The organism is Desulfosarcina ovata subsp. ovata, assembly GCF_009689005.1.
GTDB classification, from domain to species: domain Bacteria; phylum Desulfobacterota; class Desulfobacteria; order Desulfobacterales; family Desulfosarcinaceae; genus Desulfosarcina; species Desulfosarcina ovata.
The window spans coordinates 5,003,133-5,024,816 of record NZ_AP021879.1 but is presented as its reverse complement, the minus strand read 5'-3'; the positions used below and the strand labels follow the sequence as shown (position 1 = coordinate 5,024,816).

Annotated in this window: 17 protein-coding genes; 12 read left to right on the top strand and 5 right to left on the bottom strand. The window is 59.2% G+C overall.

The features are described from left to right. Window positions 1-85: 85 nt before the first annotated feature. Window positions 86-721 carry a TetR/AcrR family transcriptional regulator gene (locus GN112_RS22100; RefSeq protein WP_155312201.1) on the top strand — a complete coding sequence of 212 codons (636 nt, stop codon included), beginning with the start codon at window positions 86-88 and terminating at the stop codon, window positions 719-721. A gap of 259 nt (window positions 722-980) precedes the next feature. Here the strand turns inward: GN112_RS22100 and GN112_RS22095 are convergent, their stop codons facing one another. From GN112_RS22095 to GN112_RS22075, 5 genes are all read right to left on the bottom strand, one after another. Beyond that, window positions 981-1,457: a cytochrome c3 family protein gene (locus GN112_RS22095; RefSeq protein WP_162459067.1), complete on the bottom strand. Its 477-nt coding sequence runs from the start codon at window positions 1,455-1,457 to the stop codon at window positions 981-983. 143 nt (window positions 1,458-1,600) lie between these two features. Beyond that, a complete protein-coding gene (locus GN112_RS22090) occupies window positions 1,601-4,210 on the bottom strand; it encodes an Lcl domain-containing protein (RefSeq protein WP_155312199.1) in 2,610 nt (869 codons plus the stop codon). 268 nt (window positions 4,211-4,478) lie between these two features. Next, window positions 4,479-5,900, bottom strand: coding sequence for a sigma-54-dependent transcriptional regulator (locus GN112_RS22085; RefSeq protein WP_155312198.1), 1,422 nt, complete (start codon window positions 5,898-5,900; stop codon window positions 4,479-4,481). A 77-nt stretch (window positions 5,901-5,977) separates the two neighbouring features. Then, the gene (locus GN112_RS22080) at window positions 5,978-7,846 is read right to left on the bottom strand and encodes a PAS domain-containing hybrid sensor histidine kinase/response regulator (RefSeq protein WP_155312197.1); all 1,869 of its coding nucleotides are present in this window, start codon (window positions 7,844-7,846) and stop codon (window positions 5,978-5,980) included. Beyond that, the gene (locus tag GN112_RS22075) at window positions 7,836-8,081 is read right to left on the bottom strand and encodes a hypothetical protein (RefSeq protein WP_155312196.1); all 246 of its coding nucleotides are present in this window, start codon (window positions 8,079-8,081) and stop codon (window positions 7,836-7,838) included. The genes GN112_RS22080 and GN112_RS22075 overlap by 11 nt, the downstream gene beginning before the upstream one ends. A gap of 230 nt (window positions 8,082-8,311) precedes the next feature. Between GN112_RS22075 and GN112_RS22070 the strand changes: the two genes are divergently transcribed. The 11 genes from GN112_RS22070 (at window position 8,312) to GN112_RS22020 (ending at window position 21,556) form a co-directional block, all read left to right on the top strand. Next, window positions 8,312-9,691, top strand: coding sequence for a glutamine synthetase family protein (locus GN112_RS22070; RefSeq protein WP_155312195.1), 1,380 nt, complete (start codon window positions 8,312-8,314; stop codon window positions 9,689-9,691). A gap of 66 nt (window positions 9,692-9,757) precedes the next feature. Then, on the top strand, window positions 9,758-10,858 hold the full coding sequence (locus GN112_RS22065) for a C45 family autoproteolytic acyltransferase/hydrolase (RefSeq protein WP_155312194.1): 1,101 nt from the start codon (window positions 9,758-9,760) through the stop codon (window positions 10,856-10,858). A gap of 20 nt (window positions 10,859-10,878) precedes the next feature. Beyond that, window positions 10,879-11,871: a radical SAM protein gene (locus GN112_RS22060; RefSeq protein ID WP_155312193.1), complete on the top strand. Its 993-nt coding sequence runs from the start codon at window positions 10,879-10,881 to the stop codon at window positions 11,869-11,871. Further along, window positions 11,858-13,837 (top strand): molybdopterin-containing oxidoreductase family protein, encoded by a 1,980-nt coding sequence (locus tag GN112_RS22055; RefSeq protein WP_155312192.1) that lies wholly within the window; start codon window positions 11,858-11,860, stop codon window positions 13,835-13,837. Before GN112_RS22060 ends, GN112_RS22055 begins: the two co-directional genes overlap by 14 nt. Then, window positions 13,824-14,606, top strand: a complete 783-nt coding sequence (locus GN112_RS22050) for a type 1 glutamine amidotransferase (protein WP_155312191.1) — start codon at window positions 13,824-13,826, stop codon at window positions 14,604-14,606. Before GN112_RS22055 ends, GN112_RS22050 begins: the two co-directional genes overlap by 14 nt. A gap of 4 nt (window positions 14,607-14,610) precedes the next feature. After that, complete coding sequence (locus tag GN112_RS22045; RefSeq protein WP_197743370.1) at window positions 14,611-16,215, top strand: ABC transporter substrate-binding protein; 1,605 nt, start codon at window positions 14,611-14,613, stop codon at window positions 16,213-16,215. 125 nt (window positions 16,216-16,340) lie between these two features. Continuing rightward, a complete protein-coding gene (locus tag GN112_RS22040; protein ID WP_197743369.1) occupies window positions 16,341-17,315 on the top strand; it encodes a carbohydrate ABC transporter permease in 975 nt (324 codons plus the stop codon). Beyond that, window positions 17,315-18,175, top strand: a complete 861-nt coding sequence (locus GN112_RS22035) for a carbohydrate ABC transporter permease (RefSeq protein WP_155312190.1) — start codon at window positions 17,315-17,317, stop codon at window positions 18,173-18,175. The genes GN112_RS22040 and GN112_RS22035 overlap by 1 nt, the downstream gene beginning before the upstream one ends. Then, window positions 18,172-19,275 carry an ABC transporter ATP-binding protein gene (locus tag GN112_RS22030; protein WP_155312189.1) on the top strand — a complete coding sequence of 368 codons (1,104 nt, stop codon included), beginning with the start codon at window positions 18,172-18,174 and terminating at the stop codon, window positions 19,273-19,275. Before GN112_RS22035 ends, GN112_RS22030 begins: the two co-directional genes overlap by 4 nt. Then, entirely contained in the window at window positions 19,272-20,402 is a 1,131-nt protein-coding gene (locus GN112_RS22025; RefSeq protein ID WP_197743368.1) for an ABC transporter ATP-binding protein, read from the top strand. Before GN112_RS22030 ends, GN112_RS22025 begins: the two co-directional genes overlap by 4 nt. 131 nt (window positions 20,403-20,533) lie before the next feature. Further along, the gene (locus tag GN112_RS22020) at window positions 20,534-21,556 is read left to right on the top strand and encodes a type II asparaginase (RefSeq protein ID WP_155312188.1); all 1,023 of its coding nucleotides are present in this window, start codon (window positions 20,534-20,536) and stop codon (window positions 21,554-21,556) included. The last annotated feature ends 128 nt before the right edge of the window (window positions 21,557-21,684 follow it).

Genomic DNA, 21,684 nt, shown 5'->3' with positions numbered 1-21,684 from the left:
TTCGGGAATTTTTCCTTGACCATCCTTCAATTATTCAATATGAATTCATTTTCGAAATAAATTATATTCAGGAAACAAGTCTATTATGGGTATTCAAGAACGCAAGGAAAGAGAAAGAGAACGACGACGCCAGCAAATTATTGTTGCGGCAAAACGGGTGTTTTCCGAAAAAGGGTTCAACAAAGCCACCATGGAGGACATCGCCAAAGAGGCAGAGCTGAGTCCGGGCACCCTCTACCTCTATTTCAAGAACAAGGAAGAACTCTACGCCTCCTTATCGCTGCGAATCCTCCAGTACCTGCATATTCGGGTCTCCCATGTCAACAAGGAGGCCGGCCTTGCTCCGGATCAGAAACTCAAAGCACTCATGGACGCCATGTACGACGTTTATGACTTTGACCCGCTTATCATCATCAACATGTTCCATCTCCAATCCAGCGAGACCCTCAAAAACCTTTCCGACACCCTGCTGGACGAAATCAAGAATCTGTCACAAAAATCCATTGGTGCCATTTCCAAAATTTTTGAGGAGGGAATCGACCAGGGGATTTATATCGATCGTCATCCCGTCGCCCTGGCCGACATCTTCTGGGCCATGTTTTCCGGCGTCGTCTTGTGGGAAGCCAGCAAGAAGATCATCACTGCGGACAAGGACTATCTGAAGTCCACCCTGGCCACGGCGTTCGAGTTGTTCGAACGCGGAATTCGCAAAGACGCCTGATTTCCGCCAGCCTTACTGATTACGCAGCCAAGCCGGTCATTGTGGCCGGCTTGGCTGTTTTGGATTCATGAATTGAAAACCCCCCGCCGTTATCCGGCTGGAGGGTTATGTTTTGATCTGCCCGTATTGGCCATGGAACCGGGGGAAACGCCGTCAGTGTCGAAAGCGGCTCACCCCTTCCTCGCCACCGCTTTCCGCCCGTTGCCAGCTTTTTGTCGGCGGTTAACCGGAAGGACACCGATGGCCGGAAAACGCAATTTTACTCTTTGGGATGGCACTCGATACAACCGGTGGGACCGGTCGTGGGCAGCTTCCCATCGATGGAAGCAAGCGTATTGGCCATCTCCTGAATTTCAATCTTCATGGTTTTATGGCATCCGATGCATTGACCATGGTAGGCATTCTTATAGTACCGGAAGGCCTGCGCCTTGTCTACGGTATGGGAATCGGCTTTCCTGGGTAACGATTCCAGATCATGGCACCCACTGGTCATGCAACCGGTAACCGGCGCAGCCCCTTCCCAGGTATGATGGCAATTTTTACAAGCAAGCCCCATATGGCTTCCATGCGGAAACGCCACTTCGACCCGCCTGGCCTCCACTGAATCCGGTGGCTGAAGCTCAATCATCCCCAAGGGAACACACATCTCCTCTTCTCCGGCAACGGCGATCCCTAACGAGGCACAGGCAACAATACCGATGAGCAACACCACCCCCACATACGATACGCTACGCATACGCTCTCCCCTCCTCAATTTTCTAATCTGGGCTTTGTTTCGATGAAAAATCGAAGCAGATATAAACCCAAATGGATTTTTTTTCAATGCATAAATACCAATCCTCACCATCATTAGAAGGAACGCTTGTGATGACTTCCGGTTTAGCGGCGGACCGCACGAACCGCGCCGCAACGGTCTTCGGGTTTCGAGACGCGCTGAAAAACGGTTTCCCGGGTCGTGGTGACCACATCTACCACCCGGTGATACCCTCGGGCAAAGGATTCCGAGGTCCAGTACCACTCGGTCTCGGTTTGTGGAAAGAAAGGGGCATTCTTATAGATGGCGGCCAGTTCGCCGGCGGTGGGAAGTCGCCAGCCCGAATGGCCGCCGGTTTTCAGCTGGCTGACGTATTTCTGGGCCGTTCGGTAATCGATGCACGTTCCCAGAACCATGGTTGAGTCCAGCAGGGACCAGGTCAATCCGGTCACTTGATCGGTCGCCGTACCGTCGCCGTTGTCATGAAAACGGCCGGCCACCGGCCGCAGTTGCCGGGCGACCTGTTCCTGCAGGTGTTGAATGCGCTGCAGGGCTTTTTGCTGACGCGCTTTTTCGGCCTGCTGTCGGGCAAGGGCCTGCTGACGTTTTTTGGCCATCTGCTGCTCGTGAATGGCGTTCTCAAGGTCCGCTTGCAGGCGCTCTCTCAAGTTTATGGCCGGTGCCGCGTAAGGTCCTTTTCCATGGTCTGCGATATACCGCTCCAGGCGTTGGACGCGCTTGAAGATATCCCGGGTGGGGTCGCCTGCATAGGCGGCCATTTTCTCCCACTGCCGCTGGCGGGCGAGTTCGTCATCAAACGCCGCAATACGCTTTTCAAGGGCCGCTCTCTGTGTCGTGCCCGGCCTTCTTTCCAGATAATCGGTATATGCCTTGCGCGCCTTGGTCCAGTCACCGGCAACCTGTTGCGCCATGTTGACGATATTGGCCAGCTCCTGCTTATCTAGCATTACTGTTCGCAACCGGCGGACCGTTTCCGCCGCCGGCTTGTCCGCAAGGACGGACAAGAATCGATCGCACTCGGCAATGCAATTGTCCCATTTGCCCTTGGTTTCACAGGCAGCCATTTGTCCTTCAATGGCACCCGCGTATGCGTCGGACAGTTCCGTGATCATCTGCTCGACGGACTGGCGCTCGGCGCTGTTGGGAAACTGATCGAGATATTCCTGATAGGCGACGTACCGCTCCATCAAGTCGGCGGGAGAATTTCGCTTCAGGTCTTCATAGTAGGCCGTTCCCAGCAGCTGGCGGATCCCGGTGATGGACGCATTGATCTGGCGGACATAGGGACTCTGGGGATATTTCGCCAGAAAGGCAGTATACAGGGAAAGCGCCTTTTTCTCATATTTTTCATCAATGGGAAGCTGACTGACCGATAGAACGGTTTTGTCGTAATCCCGTTTCTCCATCTCCACACTGGCCACCTCCAGGCGGGTCTCCAGCTCCGTCCGGTGCCCATCCTTGGGATAGGCCTTGATATACTGCATCAGAAGAACGATCTGGGCGTCAAGTTCCTTGGAAACCGCCAGATCGGCCATCAACTGCTCATAGCGTTGATTCTTCTGGGTCTGATGGAATATCGTTCCACCGCCGACCACGGCTGCCGCCACAATGGTAAGCACCAAAATAAATAAAAGTATTTTGGTCGTCCGCCGCATGCGGCCCTGCTTTGCCGCAGAACGATCGGCAGGCTTCTCGAATGGGGCGATCGGTTCTTGCGCCAGAACCGGATCACCACCGACGGCAGGCGGTTCCTGGTCAGGCAATTTTTTCGGAGTCGCCGCCGTCGCCTTTTTTGGGGGCGTCTGTTCTTTCCGGGAGACCTCGGATGCCGGTGATGGAGGGCCTGTGGGTCTCCTTTTTTGGGGGGATGACGGCGGCGCAGGTGTCTGGGAAGGCAAATCCTCACCGGTTTCATCCTTGAGTTTGAGGCTCTCCATCATCACGTGCATCAGCGGTTCATGAATCTCTCTGACCCGCCCGGGATCAACCGCTTCAATCTGAATGGATGCCTTTTCCCAACTGATGATGCGATAGGCCGCATCACTGCCGGAGAGCGATTCGTACTGTGCGGCAATGAGGCTGCCGCCATCGAGATAAAGATAGCCAACCCGATCACCGCTGACCACTTTCAGGGTGTAGGTGGCCTCCTCCATTTCCGACATCTGCAGAAATGACGGCAAACTGATGCCGTGGATCTCGCCGCCCACACCGGCAACGGTTTCAATCTTTCGTTGACCTATGAATTTCTGAACCATGCTGCCCATTCGGGCATAGTCCCCAGCATCCATGCCGGACGAATGGAAGCCCAGGTGAATCTCGATTTTTTCCCGCTCCTGTTGCCAGGGCCACAAGGCACCGTAAAATGATCCGTGTTTCAGTTTTTTCAGAAACAACGCCTGATCCTTGCGGATCCCGCCCAGGTGTTTCACCACCGGATCGAATCGCAGGCCCACGGGGAGTCTTTTCCCGGCAGATTTTTGCGGTTTGCCGAAAAATGCAGAGAGACAGGAGTTCAACGAATCCATGGAATGGCCCGTTGCGGTAACCTGGTAGAGGCTCCGCGACGTCTCGTAAAACCGGGTTTCCAAATCCGGCAAGCCATCCAGTTCCGCCAGGAGCGTAAGGAAACCGACCAAAACCGCCTCATTGTTGGCAAGATCGCGAATGTCCTCGTTGGCACCGGTCAAGAATTCTTCGATCAACGGTGCGCTCATGGGTTATCGCGTCCTTTGACAGGTACGGGCACAGTAAAAAATCGGTTTTTCCGGATTGGCATCGAAACGTCTTCCATGAAGCTGGTATTTTTCCTTTCATACAGTATCGTCACCTTGCCGGTCAGGCTAAAATGGAAAAACCCATTTCCGGCGTATGAGCAACGGCAACGGGTTCGTTCCAGGCCGGCAAGCAGCACGCGGATAACCGGAATCAGCGATTTCGGCCAACCCTTCTTATGAAATGTGCAGGAAACGCTACGGTGGCGGGCTAATGGCGTCCTTTTCGGGTCGGGATCCCGGTCAGTGACAAATACCGGTAAATCGTCGGCACGCTCAGGCCCGATACCTGACTGGCCGTGGCGATATCATAGTCCAGCGCTTCCATCAGCTGCGAAAAGTAGATTCGGTCCTGGTTCCGCTTATGCTCCTGATAGGAAACGATTTCCTGTTGCGGGGGCGGTCCACCGGCCGCTGGCCGGGAGACCTGACCCCGTCCCGGGTCGTGCGGTGCATGACGAGCATGCAGAAAACTGAAACGCACACTGGCGGGCAGGTGTTTCGGGTAAATCGTCGGAGATTCACCCGCGTTGATCACCGCCGCTTCCATGGCGCCGGACAACTCGCGAACGTTGCCGGGCCAGCGGTATCCGTCGATGACCGTGGTCAGTTCATCGGTCAACGTCTTTCCGCCAAGCCCGTAGCGGTCGCAAAACCGGTCGATAAAATGCTCGGCCAGTTGTTGCCGGTCGTCCCCCCGGTCACGCAATGGCGGAACAACGATCTCGACCGTGCGGATCCGGAAGAGCAGGTCGCTACGGAATGTCCCTTCCGCCGCCATTTTCCCCAGATCGCGGTTGGTGGCCGCAACCAGCCGGAAGTCACTGGCATGTTCGTGAATGGCACCCACCGGCCTGTAACGCCGTTCCTGAAGCACCCGCAGAAATGATTTCTGCAGTGACGGAGACAACTCACCGACCTCGTCCAGAAAGAGGGTTCCGCCGTCCGCCTCGGCAACCAACCCCTTGCGCTGCACATGGGCGCCGGTAAACGCACCCCGGGAATGTCCATACAGCATGCTTTCGATCAGCGTATCGGTCATATTGGAGCAGTCGACCACGACAAAAGGCGCCGAACGGCGGCAGCTGTTGGCATGGATCGCCCTGGCGGTGACTTCCTTGCCAACTCCCGTTTCCCCGGAAACCAATACACTCGCGTCGCTCCTGGCCGCTTTTTCAAGCTGATGCAGCATTTGCCGCATGGACGGCCCCGTGCCCACAATGCCACAGCGATCGAAACGTGATACGGCCTCGGCGGTCGCTCTCCTGGATTCCTTGCGGTACTGCAGAACCCCCTGCAGCGTTTCACGGATGAGTTGCGGTGACGCCGGTTTGGTGATGTAATCCCAGACATTGCTCTGCAGCGTTCTCTCCGCGCCGTAAAGGGATCCCATCCCGGTGATGACGATCACCTCGGGCCGGCCGCGAACGGCGGAAAAGGCATCAATGGCTCTGACGCCACTGCCGTCGGGAAGGTCCAGGTCAAGATAAACCACGTCAACCCCGTCGCGGGCTTGCCTCTCGGCCACCGCCAGGCTGCCGGCAAGCCGCACGTCGTGCCCCATGGCGGTGAAGAGTCGGGAAAAGCTTTTCTGAATCAGCACATCATCATCAACAACGAGAATTCTGGCCATCGACGGATTTCCTTGAGCGTTTCAGGTTGTGGTGGCGAAATTATGCCTCTTGGCCATGGACATTCCTGCCGACCGGTTCAGGCACAGTATCGCCGTACCAGTTCCACCAGGGCTGCCGGAGACATGGGTTTGATGGCAAAGTCGAGGATCCCCTGGCGCCTGGCGGATTTTTCAAGCGCCGGTTGCACATACCCGGTACAGATGATGATCCGTGCCTTTTTATCCAGTGCCCGCATCTTGGCCGACATCTCGATGCCGCTGGTTCCGGGCATGGACTGATCGGCGAGGATCAGCCCAAAACGGCCGGGGTCCCGGGCAAACTTACAAAAGCCGTCCTCGGCATTGACCGCCGTCTCCACCTCGAAACGGGCCTGGCGAAGGGTTCGGGCCATGGCCGACAGCGCACCCGGGTCGTCATCGACAACCAGCAGGCGCTGCCTTTCGCCCGGAGCGGCGCACGGCTGGGCCGCCGGTGCGGTCGCCGGCCGCACAGACTTGGGAAAATCGAGAATGAACGTGCTCCCCTTTCCCGGTTCGCTCTCGACACGGATCGTTCCCCGACTGCCGCTGACGATGGAATATACCACCGCCAGTCCCATACCGGTCCCGCCCCGCGATTTCTTGGTGGTGAAAAAGGGTTCGAAAATTTGCTCGACGTTCTCGGCGGCAATTCCGCTGCCCGTATCCCGGATGGTCAGCCGCAGCGCCCCCATGTCGGATTCGGTATGGGGAAAAAAATCGCCGGCGCCGTCGTCGTCATGATCATCGTTATCCTGGAGGGAGATTGAAATCGTTCCGCCGTCGGGCATGGCTTGCTCGGCATTGCGCAACAGATTGGAAATCAGCTGCTGCATCTGTGCCGGGTTGGCCGAAATGCAGTCATGGGCGGCATCGAGCCGGGCATTCAGCCGAATGTCCGCGTTCAGTGTCCGCCGGAACGCGGACAGGGACGCCTCGATGAGCGGCACCAGATGCAGCGGTGCCCGGCTGACCGCCTGCTGGCGGCTGTACTCGAGAACCTGCTCGACCAACCTGGCCGCCCGGTAAGCGGCCTGCAGGGCTTCGGACAACGGTTCAGCGGCGTCCGGATCGCTGATTCGGGCCACGGCATGATCGATATTGAAAATGATGGGCACCAGGTTGTTGTTGAGATCGTGAGCCAGTCCGGCCGCCAGCACACCGATGGCCCGCAGCTTCTGGGCCTGAAAAAGCTCCTTTTCGACCCGCTTGAGGTCCGTAACATCGATGCCCAGTTCCATGACCAGCGGCTCACCGGTTTCAGCGGCAAAGGGATAGTCATAGATCCGGAACGTACGGTTCTTTTCGTCGACAAATTCCCATTCAATGGAGCGGCCGATGTCAAACACCTCAAAGGTCGGGCAGACCGGGCAGGGGGTGGAGCGTCCGGCAAAAACTTCATAGCACAGCCGGGACTCGGTTTCGCCATAGAGGTCACGGACTTTCTCGTTGGCATAGGCCACCGTGTAGTCCTTGCGCTGCATGTAGACAAACGCCGGAAATTTATCCAGGACACGGAAAAAGTTGTCCCCTTCCCGGCACGGTGTTACGGCGGCCGGATGTCCCTGCCGGTCGCCGATAGCCGGTGCTTTCGGCCCTTTGAGTTCAAGAATCAGCCCCGCATCATGCCCGGAGCGGATAACGGGAACGATGCGGCAATCAAACACCTCGTCCGCGCCACAGATGCCCGACTGGATGGAAAATTCGTTTTCCGCACCGCTTTGATGCACCATACGCAGATGATCGAGCAGCAGTGCAATGACCTCAGGGGACAGTTGCAGGCGGTCAAGGCAATCCGCCGGGCCGCCGCCATCCTGCGCAAAAAGGCCGACAAAACGCGGATTAGCAAAAAGGATGCGCCCGTCTGCGGTCAGGCTGGCCAGGGCATCGGCACTGTGTCTGGCAAATTGCTGGAAATCACTGGGCATGCGGTCCACGCAATCGTTGACCCGCGCATGGCAGGTCGTGTTCGTACGCCGGCATGGGCGATTCACCGCCTTCCCGGGCGACATCTTTGTCGACGGAACCGACGATTCTGTAAACAAACGCTTCATTATTGTCGTTTGCCGCCCGGCCGGACTGTCCTTCCCGGGCCCACCGGGCGGTACCGGATTCAAGCGGCTGCCCACCATTGCAGCCACCGGGACACCGGTTCATTCTCATGACTGATTCTCATTTTTAAGAATTCGATACGCAAATATACCAAGCAAAAGTGGTGCCCACATTTCCAAAAACGATAACTAATCGATTTAAAAATACTTATAAAAATAGATAAGCATGGCACACGAATTGATATCGACTGAGTGTAACTGACAGACGGACGCGCAGCAAATCACCCGCCGGATTTCAGCCGGCGAACATCATTACTCCCTAATTGTGAAAGAAAAGCCGCCATGACGACCACCACCACCAATGGGATCCTGAACAGCATCAAGAAGCGTATTCGTGATAACGATATTCACTTTATCCGTTTCGAACAGGCCGACCTGCATGGCGTCTCCCGAAGCAAAACCGTACCGGTGGGCTGCTTTACCGATTACATCGACAACGGTCTGAATTTCTATGGAGGCCTTCTTGGACTCGACATCCAGTCCATGGTCCCCACCGGCACCGGCTACGCCGAAGAGGTGGCCTTTGCCGATCACTGCACGATACCGGACCTGTCCACCTTTACGATTCTGCCCTGGGTACCCAACACGGCCAACATCACCATCGACCCCTACTGGTATGACGGCTCGCCAGCCATGGCCTCACCCCGCCTGCTGCTGAAGAAGATCCTCAACGAGTTTGATGCCATGGGCTACATCTGCCGGCTGGGGTACGAATTCGAGTTCTACGTGCTGGACCGGAAGACGCGTCAACCGGTCTACACGGGGCAGCCGATTTTCGTCACCCTCAAAAACAATTTCGACATCGGCTTCACTTACGATCTGATGCGCAAGATGGACCAGGCCGGGGTACGCATCATTACCCAGAACTCCGAACACGGCCCCGGCCAGCAGGAGATCAACCTCTATTACCAGGACGGGTTGGCCGCTGCCGACACCGCGTTCCTTTATAAGATGGGCACCAAGGAACTGGCCTTGCAGCATGGTTATATCGCCACCTGGATGACCAAGCCGTTCATCAACGCCAGCGCCTCCGGCTCCCATTTCCACATGAGCCTCATCGACAAGGCCACCGGAAAAAACGCCTTCAACGATCCCGATGGTGAATACGGCCTGTCGGACCTGGCCAGGCGGTTTCTATCCGGCCTGCTCAAGCACGCCCGCGCCAATACGATCTTCACCGCACCGACGATCAACTGTTACAAACGCTACCGGGTCAACTCCTTTGCCCCCCACAGTGCCACCTGGGGCATGGAAAACCGTACGGTGGGTATCCGCTTAAAGGGGTGCCGCGGAGAAAGCACCCACCTTGAAAACCGGCTGGCCTGCGGTGCCGCCAACCCGTATCTCCTGGCGCTGAGCAGTCTGGCGGCCGGTCTCGAAGGGATCCGTTGCGACCCGACGCTGCCGGCACCGGTAACGGACATCGCCTACGAACGCACGGATATCCCCATGCTCCCCACCAGCCTGGAGCAGGCCATCGCCGAATTCGAAGATGACCATGAATTGCATGCCATGCTCGACCCCGAATTCGTCAAGCTCGTCCTGGCGGTCAAGAAATTCGAAGTCGAAACCGCCAAGAAGCAGTTCGCCAACTACGGCACGCCCGAGTTCAACGACAGCGTCGATCCCTGGGAATGGGATTACTACATGGAACTGTTGTAGGGCCGCGCACACAGCCGGCAAAAACTGGAAACATTTTTTATCGCCCTTACCAACGGAAAATCGATCATGTCTGATGCCATCCCCCTGCTGCACCTTTCGGGAACCCCTTATGAAATCGGCCTGGCCCACGGCACGGCCATGCGCGATTCGATCCGGGCGTTCATCGATTCCGTGACCGCCGTACACCAGGCCAACAACACCTTTCTCGGGGTCGGGCAGCACACCCTGATGGATTACTGCATGCGCAACATCGGTTTTCTGGGGACGTTTTCCGGTGATCTCGTGCAGGAGTTGCGCGGCATTGCCGACGGGGCAGGCGTCGACCTGGAGGCGATTGTTTACCTTAACACATTTCTGGAACTGGAGGATCTTCGCGCGCCCAACCTGGGAGCCAGGGTTCTGCCTGATGCCCTGTGGGGCTGTACCACCGTCAATGTCGGCACCGATGCCAGTGCCGATGGACGGGCATATATTGGCCAGACCTTCGACATGGAGAAGTACTACCAGAAATTTCTGGTTCTCCTTCACATCACCCCGGCCACCGGACCGGCCATGTTGGTGGTAAGCCTGGCCGGCATTCTCGGCCTCGTGGGCCTTAACGCCGTCGGCATCGGCGGGGTAATCAACAAGATCGTGGCCATGGATGCGCGTCCCGGTGTGATCTATCCGTTTCTCATACGCAAGGCGATAGCCGCCGAACGCATCGGCGACGCTTTAGGGACAATCATATTCTCCCCCCGGGCATCGGGAATGAACTACCAACTGACCGGGTCCGGTGTCGCCTTCTGTGCCGAAACATCGGCCAGCCACTACCATCTGCTGCCCGTGGATGGGGCCACGGCGCACACCAATCATTACGTCGGCGAGCCCATGCGCCGTTTCGAAACGCCCAACTGGCTGAGCCACGGCGGGAGCATGGTCCGTAAACAGGTCGCCGACCGCTTCCTTAGGCGTCACCAAGGAAAACTCACCGTCGAACGGCTCATGGAACTGACCTGCGATCACACGAACCATCCCCGCTGCATCTGTGCCCACGGGTTCCCTGGCGAGGCGGAGACCACCGCCTTTCATACCATCTTCGGGGTGGTCATGGTGCCGGCCGACGGCACCATGGACCTGTGCGTGGGCAACCCCTGCCAGAACCGGTATACCCGTTATGCGCTGTAATCCGCACGGATTTTAACGTCATGATCAATCTATTCGTCACCTACCGTTGCAACCTCGCCTGCGGGTACTGCTTTGCCAGGGAACTGGCCGACCTCTACCCGGATGACATGCGAACGGAGACTTTCAACCGCCTGCTGGCCTGGATGCGGCGGGCCAACGTTCCGGCGGCAGCCTTTATCGGCGGAGAACCCACCCTGCACGGCGGACTTGCCGCGATGATCGAGGCGGCCAGCGCCACGGGGATCGCCCCGATTCTTTTCACCAACGGCCTGTTCGGCCCGGACCTGGCCGACCGCCTGACCGGATCGGTGGTCAATTTCGTGGTCAACTACAACAACCCCGCCGGATATGCCCCAGCACAGCGGCGGAAGCTGCAGGCCGCCCTTTCCCGCCTGGCCGCACAGGGCGCGCGGATCACCTTTTCCAAAAACTTCGCACCGGGTGGCCTCGATCACGATTATCTTATCGAGGCCGCCCGGCACTATGGTGTCCGGTCGGTGCGCTATGATATTTCGCGTCCCGGCCGCAACGGCACCAATGCATTTTTCACCTCGGACCAGGTCCGCGATACCCTGGCCCACGTGGTCACCTTTGTCGAGAAATGCGAAGCCCACGGGATACGCACCGGCCTGGACTGCTGCCTGCGACTGTGCGACCTGACGCCGGCGCAGCGCCGCTTTCTTGAACGGGTCTCCATGAAGTTTACCGGCATCTGTCATCCGTCCATCGACATTCATCCGGACCTGTCGGCATCCTATTGCCTGCCGCTGCATGACGTGCGGGTCCCCGATGTCACCGCCTTTGCCGACACCTTCGCGCTGATGCAGCATTTTGCCAATCGGGTGCGCGACAGACGATTTGCCGGTACCGATCCCGGATGTCTGACCTGCGCCGAATTCATGCGGACCTGCCAGGGCGGCTGCATGGCCCTGCGCCCGGAGGCACCGGTAACGAACCTGTGCGCCCCCCAACCCAAACCCGAAACGAGCCCATTTGCCCATGAAAACCTCTGAATGCATATACACCACCTGTACCCGGGACTGCCCCAACACCTGCGGCCTGACAGCCGTGGTCGAAGGGGGCCGGCTGGTCAAACTCAGAGGCGCGACCAAGCACCCGCTGACCCGGGGCCACACCTGTGTCAAGGCCGCCCGTTACATCGACCGGGTCTACAGTCCGGAACGCGTGCGGCACCCGATGATGCGCACCACCCGCAAAAGCGGTGCCTGGCAGCGGGCCACCTGGGACCAGGTTTTCGATCGCATCGCCGAAACCATCACCACCATCGTGGACGCGGACGGACCCGAAGCGATCCTCTACTATCAGGGGTACGGTGAACGGACCGCCCTTAAATTGCTCAACCGTTATTTTTTCAATCTGTTGGGCGGTGTCACCACCCTGCGCGGATCCCTGTGCGGCGGCACCGGGCAGGCGTCCCAGAACCTTGACCTGGGCGACCGGATCTCCCACGACCCCCTGGATCATTACAACAGCAACGCCATGATCCTGTGGGGCCGCAACCCGGTCTCCACCAACATCAGCCTGGTGCCGATCATCCGGGCGATTAAAAAACGGGGCGGCACGATCATCCTCGTGGATCCGTACAAAAACCGCTCCGCGGCCCTGGCTGACCGTCACATTGCGCCGGTGCCGGGCCGGGACGTCTACCTGGCCATGGCCGCGGCCAAACAGGTCTACGCCCAGGGAGCTGAAGCCAGGCCGTTTCTCGAAAACCACTGCCTGGGCGCCGAGCGGTTCAAAGCGCTCCTCGACCGTTTCAGCGTTGAGGAACTCTGCCGCCTGGCCGGCGTCAGCCGGGCGGATGCGCGTTTCTTGGCCGATGTGCTCATCGTCCGCAAACCCGCATCCATTCTTCTGGGCTGGGGCCTGCACCGTCACGAGTACGCCCACTATTCCATCCGCGCCATCGACGCCCTGGCGGCCATCTGCGGCAACATCGGGGTTCCCGGAGGCGGCGTCAGCCAGGGATTCGAAGAGTACGGTCCCTATGATCCGCAGTACTGGGGAGACCATCTCAATCCCCCCCGGCGCACCCTTTTGATGCCGGCCATCGGCGATGAAATCCAAAATGCCGTCAATCCTGAAATCCGCATGATTTTCGTCACCGCGGCCAATCCGGTGTGCATGGCCCCCCGCTCGGACAAGGTGGCCAGAGCGTTCGCCCATACCGAATTCGTGGTCTATTCGGGACACTTTCTCGATGATACCGCCGATCAGGCCCATGTTTTCCTGCCGGCAACTACGTTTCTTGAAGAGCAGGACGTCATGGCCACTTACGGCCACAACTATGTGGGACCGGTCAACCGGGCCATCGCGCCGGTGGGCGAATGCCGGTCGGAATTCGAGATGTTCTGCGGCTTGGCCGACCGGTTTGCCTTTGCCAGGCAGTTCCGACGTAGCGTGGACGACTGGCTGCACGACATCTGCACACCGATCCGTCGGCAGGGCTGCAGCATGGCGCAATTGAAAATCGGCCCCTTTCGTCTGGAGGCCCCCATGGCCCCGTACATGGACGGAATCTTTCCTACCGCCTCGGGCAAGTTCGAGTTCATGACCGAATTTGATCCTGAAGCCCTCAAACCGTCGGTCCCGGACTACCCCCTGACGCTGTTAACCGTCGCTCCCCACCATTTCCTCTGTTCGGAACGAACCCTTGCCGAGCATTCACCTCTGCCCGTGATCCGGATTCACCCGCAGACGGCGGCCGGATGCAGGCTGCGGGACAATGGGTTGGCCATCGTTTCCAGCCCGGCAGGCCAGTTGAAAGCGCGCTTGAAAATCGATCCAGACGTCCGTCCGGACTGTCTGGTGGCCGAGCGCGGCGGCTGGATCAAAGCCGGCCACGGCCTGAACCGTCTGACCCCGGACCGGGTCAGCCGGGTGGGCGACGGAACCCCGTATTACGACACCCGGGTGTCTGTCCACGCATGCATGGAGGAAACCGGTGAGCCTGTTTAGCACATCCCGCAGCCGGGCACGCATCCTGGTGGTCCAGCACAGTGATCAGGCGCCTGGGGGTAATTTCTGCGACAGTCTGCAGCGGCACGGCGCAATGCTGACTACGATCCGTCCGCTGGAAAACGCGGCCCTGCCCGTCGCGCCGGACGCTTTCGATGGGTTGGTCGTTCTCGGCGGACCGCAACACGCTTTCGATGATGCCGCCGGTCCTCACTTCATGGCCCTGATGACGTTGATGCGGCAATTCGACCGGCAGGAAAAACCCGTGGCCGGGATCTGCCTCGGCGCCCAGTTGCTGGCTCGGGCCTATGGGGGACGCACCGAGCCACTCGGCGTTCTGGAGTTTGGTTTCATCCAGCATTGCCTGACCCGCGAGGGGCAACGCGACCCCCTGCTAAGGGGCATCGACCTGCCCCCCTTGATGGCCTTTCACGAGGATACCTTCACGCTCCCCGAAACGGCGGTCCTCTTGATTCAGGGGGATCAATGCCCCCATCAGTGTTTCCGGATCGGCCACCGTGCCTATGGTTTTCAGCCCCACCCGGAAGTCGACGAAAAAACCGTCCGGCAGTGGATCACCATGTTCAGGGATGATGAAATCGGGACTTACGTGGCTTACCGCCGGCAGTTTGACGATGCCTGGATCGACCGGCTTCTGGACGAACTGCCCGAACACATCGCCGCATCCGAGGCGTATTGCCGCGCCATTGCGGAAAACTGGCTGGCACTGGCCTGCCGGCCCCCCATTTTCAGAAACCGGGAGAGATAAGGTTATGGATATCAACCCCACATCACTTGAGGAGGAGGCACCCATGGAACTGAAAAAGCAGAAAATCGAAAACCTGTGCAGTCAATACGATGCCGGGGGTATGAACCGCCGTAACTTTCTGAAAAAAATGACCTTCTTGGGCGTTTCGGCACTGGTGGCCAACGCGGTCAGCCTTTCACCGCTGGGAGCGAGCAAGGCGTTCAGCGCCATTGCCGGACCGGAAGAACGGGCCTGGGCACTGGCCAAGACGGCTGCGGCCAAAGCCACCAAAAAAACCCTGACCCTTTTGATTCCCACCGGTTCCATCGGCAACATGAAACCCTATACCGAAAAATGGAAAAACGAGCTGGGCATTACCCTGGAGTTCATCGAAGAGCCCGATGAGGTGGTCCACACCAAAGGGATGCAGGAGGCTGTCGCCAAGACCGGACGCTACGATGTAATGATGCCCACGGCCATGTCCTACCCGGACTGGATCGATTCGGGGGTCATCTTCGATCTGACCGACTGGGTGGATCAATACGATCCGGAAATTTTCAACAAGGAGTGGGGGGTCGTCTTCCCGGCCAGCCACCATGCTCAGCTTTACAACGGCCGCGTGGCCGGTCTGCTCAACGACGGTGATCAGATCACGCTCCTGTGCCGCGACGACCACCTGAAGAATGCGGACAAGCAGAAGGCGTTCGAGGATAAGTACGGCTATCCCCTTGCCGTCCCCAACACCTGGAAAGAGTACTTCAACCTCGCCCAGTTCATGCACGATCCGGCCAACGGGTTCTATGGTAGCCTGGAGTACCGCTCACCGTATTACGTCAAATGGATGTTCATGCAGCGCCTGGTGTCCAAGGGGCGCCTCTACTTCGACAACGAAATGAACCCCACCTTCAACACCGAGGAAGGCGTGGCTGCCCTGGAAGACATGCTGGCCATGAATCCCTACCTGCATCCCGACGCCTTCAGTTTCACCTGGTCCTCCAACTACAACGCCTTCGGCCGGGGCGAGGGATTCATGAACATCGTCTGGCCCTCGGGTTTCAAGTACTCCAAGGCGCCCTCCACCGGTCCGGCGACCACCGGCAAAATCGCGGCCACGGTCATGCCGGCCGACACCCTCAAGGACGGCCAGCAGCTCTATGCGGGCCTCTTCTGCTGGGGATACGGCTATGCCGTTTCCAAGTACTCGGCCAACCCCGAGCTCTCTTACGCCTACGCCCAGTGGATGACCTCGCCGACCATCTCGGCGGATGCCATCCCCTATCTTGGCGGATACTCCGATCCGTACCGTGTCAACCACATGAAGGCGCCCACCCAGCGGCTGATCGACACCTACTCGCCGGAATACCTGGAAACGCTGTACGACAACATGGTCAACACGGTCCCCGACTTCTGTCTGCCGGGCGGGTTCGAGTACCAGGACGCCCTGGACAAGGAGGTCCACGCCTGCATGACCGGTGCGAAAAAGCCCAAAAAGGCCCTGGACGATGCGGCCCGCAAATTCGACCGCATCACCCGCCGCATCGGCCGCGAGAAGGTGCAAAAATCGTGGCTGGCCCTGGCCCGGAATCTCGCCGAGCCGATCAAAAAGGCCAGCGGCGCCGACAAGTGGTAGCCCCGGTCCCTCTTCCCGCTGGTATACGGCGGCCCCTGCTGTATCTCGACGCCCGCAGGGGCCGCCAAATGGCCGACCGGGTGAACACCGAACCGATCTCAGCGTCTGAAAAATGAGGTGATCGATTGACTGCCTTTTTTACTTCCTGCCCACGGGCACAAACCGCCTCGGCCGCCCAGCCGGCGCCGGCGCCGGCCAGCGCACCGACGGGCCTGGGCCTCAAGGGACTCGTACGGGTGCTGGTCCTGCCCGGACAGATCGTCTCGCTCCTGGTACTCGTCGTTCCGCTCCTGGTGGCGCTGTACATGAGCTTCACCGACTGGTCGCCCACCCGCGGTTCCCTGTTTGATGCCACCTTCGTAGGGTTCGAAAACTACAGCGAATTGCTGATCTACGACACCCGTTTTGTCTATTCGATCCTGCGCACGGCGTTGATTTCAATGGTCTGCCTCAGCCTGGAATTCGTCTTCGGGCTGGGCCTGGCCGTGCTCTTCCTTCGAGAGTTCCGCGGCAAGTCGTTGCTCTTCTCCGCCTTCCTGACCCCCATGATGATTCTTCCGGTAGTCGTGGGCTACACGTTCTGGATGCTCTTCCAGACCAACGGGCCGGTCAACCAGATCATCGAATTTCTCTTCGGTGCCCAAGCCACCATGGAGTGGTTCCGCAATGCCCCCTGCGCGGTGACGGCGGTGATCCTCACCGAGGTCTGGCACTGGACACCGCTCTTCTTCCTGATCCTGCTCTCCGGACTCAACGCCATTCCGGAAAACCCGGTCCGCGCGGCCGTAATTCTGGGTGCCAGCCCCCGGCAGGTGTTCTGGTGCATCATTCTGCCCATGCTCAAACCGGTCATCATCGTCGCCTTCGTGATCCGTTCCATGGAGATCATCAAACTCTTTGACGAGGTATTCATGCTCACCCGCGGCGGCCCCGGATCGGCCACCGAGACCATCAGCCTCTATATCTACAAACTGGCCTTTAACGACTTTCAGCTCGCTTACGGCGCCGCCGCCGCATTCATCGTGCTGCTCGGCTCATTGCTGCTGATCCATCTTCTGCTGGTCCCGGTCCGGGAGCAGATCATGAAAGCAGGTCGCTGATGAACAACCGCAAACTCTCCCTGCCCCTGGCCCTGTTGATGGGGGCGGCCCTGATTGTGGTGCTCTTCCCGGTTTTCTGGATCGTGATGACGGCCATCAAGCCGCCGACCGACTGGAATGCATCACCGGCCATCTGGGTGCCATCGGAGCCCACCCTGATCAATTTTCGCACCCTCTTCGATCCCGAGGCCCTCGGCGCCTACGGTGTCGGCGGCGTCAGCCAGGCGGCCACCAAGGCGGTCTACGGATCCGTGCTGGCCACCGTCAGCGCCACGCTCGCATCGGTGATCATCGGCCTGTTCGCCGCCATCGGCATCTCGCGCTACGGCAACAACAGCAAGGCGACTCCGCTGGTCATCCTCTCCGGCCGCATGTTCCCGCCGGCGGCCATCGCGGTCCCCTTTGTGATCATCTTCTCCAACGTCGGTCTGATCGACAGCTATCTCGGGCTGTTTGCCATTTATGTGGCGGTGACCCTGCCCTTCTCCACCTGGATGCTGAAGAGTTTCGTGGACGACCTGCCCCGTGAAATCGAGGAGGCCGCCATGATCGACGGCAGATCCCGTCTGGCCGCCCACCTGACGGTGACCATCCCATTGATCAAGGGCGGCCTGTTCGCCACCACCATGTTTATTTTCATTCTCAACTGGTCCGAATTCATGTTCGCCCTGGTGCTCTCCTATTCAAATGTCTGCACCATCCCCGTCCAACTGGCCAAATACGTGACCGCGACGGCCGGGACCCTTTATGGCGTGCAGGCGGCCCTGGCAGTTTTCGCCATGGTTCCGCTGGTCTTCGTGGGATATCATATTCAGTCCCATCTGGCTCGGGCCATGACATTTGGAGCGATCAAACAATGACCCGACCCCGACTCGAACTCGTCGCCCTGAAAAAAGAGTACGCCGACGGCAGCGTGGTGGCCGTGGACGGCATCGATCTTTACGTGGCTGCCGGTGAAACCCTTGCTCTGCTGGGCCCCTCGGGCTGCGGGAAATCGACGACCCTGAACATGATTGTCGGCCTGGAGGACCCCTCTTCCGGCGACATCCAGATCAACGGCCAGTCGGTGCTTGGCCTGCCGCCGGGTCGGCGCGACGTGGGACTGGTGTTTCAGGATTATGCGGTCTTCACCGCCATGACGGTACGCCAGAACCTGGCCTTCGGACTCGCCGTACGCAAGGTCCCCCGTCCAGAAATCGACCGGGCCGTGGCCGAGGTGGCCGAACTGCTCGGCATGCGCGACCGGCTGAATGCCCGCGTCAAGGAGCTTGGCGGTTCCGAACTGCAGCGGGTGGCCATCGGGCGAACCCTGGTCACCCGGCCGTCGATCCTTTTGCTCGACGAACCCCTGTCCAATCTCGAGGCCGCCGCCCGGCTGGCCATGCGCCGGGAACTACGGCGCCTGCAGAGCGATATCGGGATCACGATCATCTACGTCACCCATGATCAGATCGAGGCCCTCTCCCTGGCTGACCGGATCGCCGTGATGCGAGCGGGTAAGATCCTGCAGGTCGAGGAGACCGCGTCCATTTACGACCGGCCCGAGCATGTCTTCGTGGCCAGTTTCCTGGGGTCGCCGCCAATGAACCTGATCACCGGGGCGCTGGAGGCCGATGCGGCCGCCATGCGATTCCGTCGCGCTGAATTCAGCCTTCCGGTTTTCCAAACCGGTGTGCCTGAAGGCCGATGCACCCTGGGCATTCGTCCTGAATCACTGCGCGTCGCAGCAGCGCAAACGGCGAACTGGACCGGCCGGGTCGGCCTTGTGGAACCCCGCGGGCCGGAGGCTGTCCTGACCGTGGAAGTCGGCACGATGGCACTGAAAATCGTGGTCGCTTCCACCGACTGTCCCGGGGAAGGCGAAACCATCGGTATCGACGTCGATCCCGACGCCCTGGTCCTGTTCGACGGGGAGACCAATCGACGCATGGACGGCGGTTCAAAAGCAGAGGTGCAATGATGGAAAAACAGCAGCCCGCCCTAAAAAAGAATCAAGCCATCCTGGAAGTCCAGGCTTTGAGCAAATCCTTTCATGGCACAACCGCCCTGGACCGGGCCAGTTTCACGGTACCGGAAGCCTCCCTGACCGTGATTCTCGGTCCGGCCGGTGCCGGGAAAACCACCACTCTGCGCCTGATCGCCGGGCTCGACCGACCGGACAACGGCCGCGTCCTGCTGGCCGGCCGGGACGTGGGAAAATGGGAGCCCAAGGACCGTAATATCGCCATGATCTTCGACACCCTGGCCCTCTACCCCAATAAAACCGGTTATGAAAACATCGCCAGTCCGCTCAAGATCCGTCGTCTACCGAAAGATGAAATCGAAGTCCGGGTCATTGAAATGGCCCGGACCCTCAAGGTGAGCCGTCTTTTGGACCGGCTGCCCAAAACCATGAGCGGTGGGGAACGCCAGCGCATCGCCCTGGGCCGGGCACTGATCCGCACCCCCACCCTTTTTCTGCTCGACGAGCCTCTGTCAAGTCTCGATGCCATGCTGCGAATCGAATTGCGCGCCGAGTTGAAACGGCTGCAACGCGAGCTGGGGTACACATTTTTAATGGCCACCCCGGATTTCAACGAGGCGCTGGCCGTTGCCGACACGGTCATCATGCTGCACAGCGGCCGCGTGGTTCAAATCTCCCGGCCCCAAGAGCTTTACGACCAGCCCCTGGACCGCGACATCGCCAGCTTCGTGGGCGCACCGCAGATCAACCTGATCGATGCCCGTTATGAGCCCAACGCCAGTGGGGGGGTAATGCATGCCGCAGCAGCCGGGTTGCCCGTGCCTGCCCATCTGAAACAGGCCCTGGGCGACGCGCCATGTGATTTTGTGCTCGGCATCCGCCCGGAAAACCTGAAGTTGACCGCCTTGGAGGATGCCCCCATCTCGGCATCGCTGGTCGATATCGAACCGCTGGGGCTCAAATCCGTGCTCACCGTTCAAAATAATGCAGCGCAACTGCGCCTGCATGTGGAAAGCGCCATGGTCCGGAGGTTTGACGCCGGCCGGCCACTCGGCATCGAACCGGTCAACCCGACCCGCCTGCTGGCCTTCGACCGCCAGAGCGGCCAGCTTTTGAACGCCTAAGGATCTGAATCGGCACCTCCCATAGGCACCCTCCGGGCGCAACCGTTTTTTCTTGAGGTTTTTCCTGGCTGCCCTATACTGGCCTGAATGGATGGTTGACAGGTTTACCAGGATTGGACGGGAAGGGCTGCATGCCGACCAGAAAAGAAAAACGCCTGCCGGATCACCGCCCCCGGGTGATGATTCTCGCCACCGGCGGAACCATCGCCGGATCGGCCGCCTCGGCGGCCCAGTCCAGCTACGCTCCGGGGCAAGTGGGCGTGGATGCGATGATCGAGGCACTGCCCGGCATGCGCAGCCTGGCCCGGGTTCGCGGCGAGCAGGTGGCCAGCGTGGGTTCCCAGGATATGACCTTTGCCATCATGCGCCGGCTGGCTGGCCGCATCAACACACTGCTGGCGTCTGACGAGATCAACGGCGTGGTGGTCACACACGGCACCGACACCATGGAGGAGACAGCCTATTTTCTCAATCTGACCGTCCACAGCAAAGCGCCCGTGGTCCTGACCGGGGCCATGCGCCCCTTTACCGCCATCAGTGCCGACGGCCCCCTGAACCTTTACAACGCCGTGGCCGTGGCCGCCGATCCCGAGGCGGCCGGACGCGGCACCCTGGCGGTAATGAACGATCGCATCCACAGCGCCCATTCGCTGACCAAAAGCAATACCACCGCCGTGGAGACCTTCATCTCGCCCATCAACGGCCTGATCGGAACAGTCAACTACGGCCGGAACGAGTACTTCCGCCACCCCTTCCGCCGCCACACCCATCAAAGCGAGTTCTCCATCGATGGCGTCACCGACCTGCCCCGGGTAGATATCCTCTATGCCTGCGCCGACATGCCGGCCGACCTGATCGACTGCTCCGTGGAACGGGGCGCCAAAGGAATCGTGGTGGCTGGCGACGGCAACGGCAACATGAATGCCGCCACCATCGAGCGGGCAGCCCAGGCCGCAAAAAAAGGCGTAGTGATCGTGCGCGGTTCGCGCGTGGCCACCGGCACGGTGGGCCGTAACGTGGAGATCGACGACGACCACCTGGGCTTCATCGCCGCCGACGAACTCAACCCGCCCAAGGCCAGGATCCTGTTGATGCTGGCCCTGTTAAAAAACCGCACCCGCCGGCAGATCCAGAAACTATTTTATACCTATTAGGCCGCTATCCGCTTTAATCAATTTATCTCGCCAAATTTGTCAGTTTGCCGTCCTTTCATCGAAAATTGTCTCACTACATTTTAACCAATTGACATTATTTATATTTTAAGCTAACCGTCATTCTATTC

Coding starts and splice junctions, on each gene's coding strand:
- GN112_RS22055 (WP_155312192.1), top strand. CDS start 11,858: ATGAAAACCTCTGAATGCATATACACCACCTGTACCCGGGACTGCCCC.
- GN112_RS22025 (WP_197743368.1), top strand. CDS start 19,272: ATGATGGAAAAACAGCAGCCCGCCCTAAAAAAGAATCAAGCCATCCTG.
- GN112_RS22090 (WP_155312199.1), bottom strand. CDS start 4,210: ATGAGCGCACCGTTGATCGAAGAATTCTTGACCGGTGCCAACGAGGAC.
- GN112_RS22095 (WP_162459067.1), bottom strand. CDS start 1,457: ATGCGTAGCGTATCGTATGTGGGGGTGGTGTTGCTCATCGGTATTGTT.
- GN112_RS22020 (WP_155312188.1), top strand. CDS start 20,534: ATGCCGACCAGAAAAGAAAAACGCCTGCCGGATCACCGCCCCCGGGTG.
- GN112_RS22045 (WP_197743370.1), top strand. CDS start 14,611: ATGGATATCAACCCCACATCACTTGAGGAGGAGGCACCCATGGAACTG.
- GN112_RS22065 (WP_155312194.1), top strand. CDS start 9,758: ATGTCTGATGCCATCCCCCTGCTGCACCTTTCGGGAACCCCTTATGAA.
- GN112_RS22060 (WP_155312193.1), top strand. CDS start 10,879: ATGATCAATCTATTCGTCACCTACCGTTGCAACCTCGCCTGCGGGTAC.
- GN112_RS22100 (WP_155312201.1), top strand. CDS start 86: ATGGGTATTCAAGAACGCAAGGAAAGAGAAAGAGAACGACGACGCCAG.
- GN112_RS22035 (WP_155312190.1), top strand. CDS start 17,315: ATGAACAACCGCAAACTCTCCCTGCCCCTGGCCCTGTTGATGGGGGCG.
- GN112_RS22085 (WP_155312198.1), bottom strand. CDS start 5,900: ATGGCCAGAATTCTCGTTGTTGATGATGATGTGCTGATTCAGAAAAGC.
- GN112_RS22070 (WP_155312195.1), top strand. CDS start 8,312: ATGACGACCACCACCACCAATGGGATCCTGAACAGCATCAAGAAGCGT.
- GN112_RS22030 (WP_155312189.1), top strand. CDS start 18,172: ATGACCCGACCCCGACTCGAACTCGTCGCCCTGAAAAAAGAGTACGCC.
- GN112_RS22075 (WP_155312196.1), bottom strand. CDS start 8,081: ATGAGAATGAACCGGTGTCCCGGTGGCTGCAATGGTGGGCAGCCGCTT.
- GN112_RS22080 (WP_155312197.1), bottom strand. CDS start 7,846: ATGCCCAGTGATTTCCAGCAATTTGCCAGACACAGTGCCGATGCCCTG.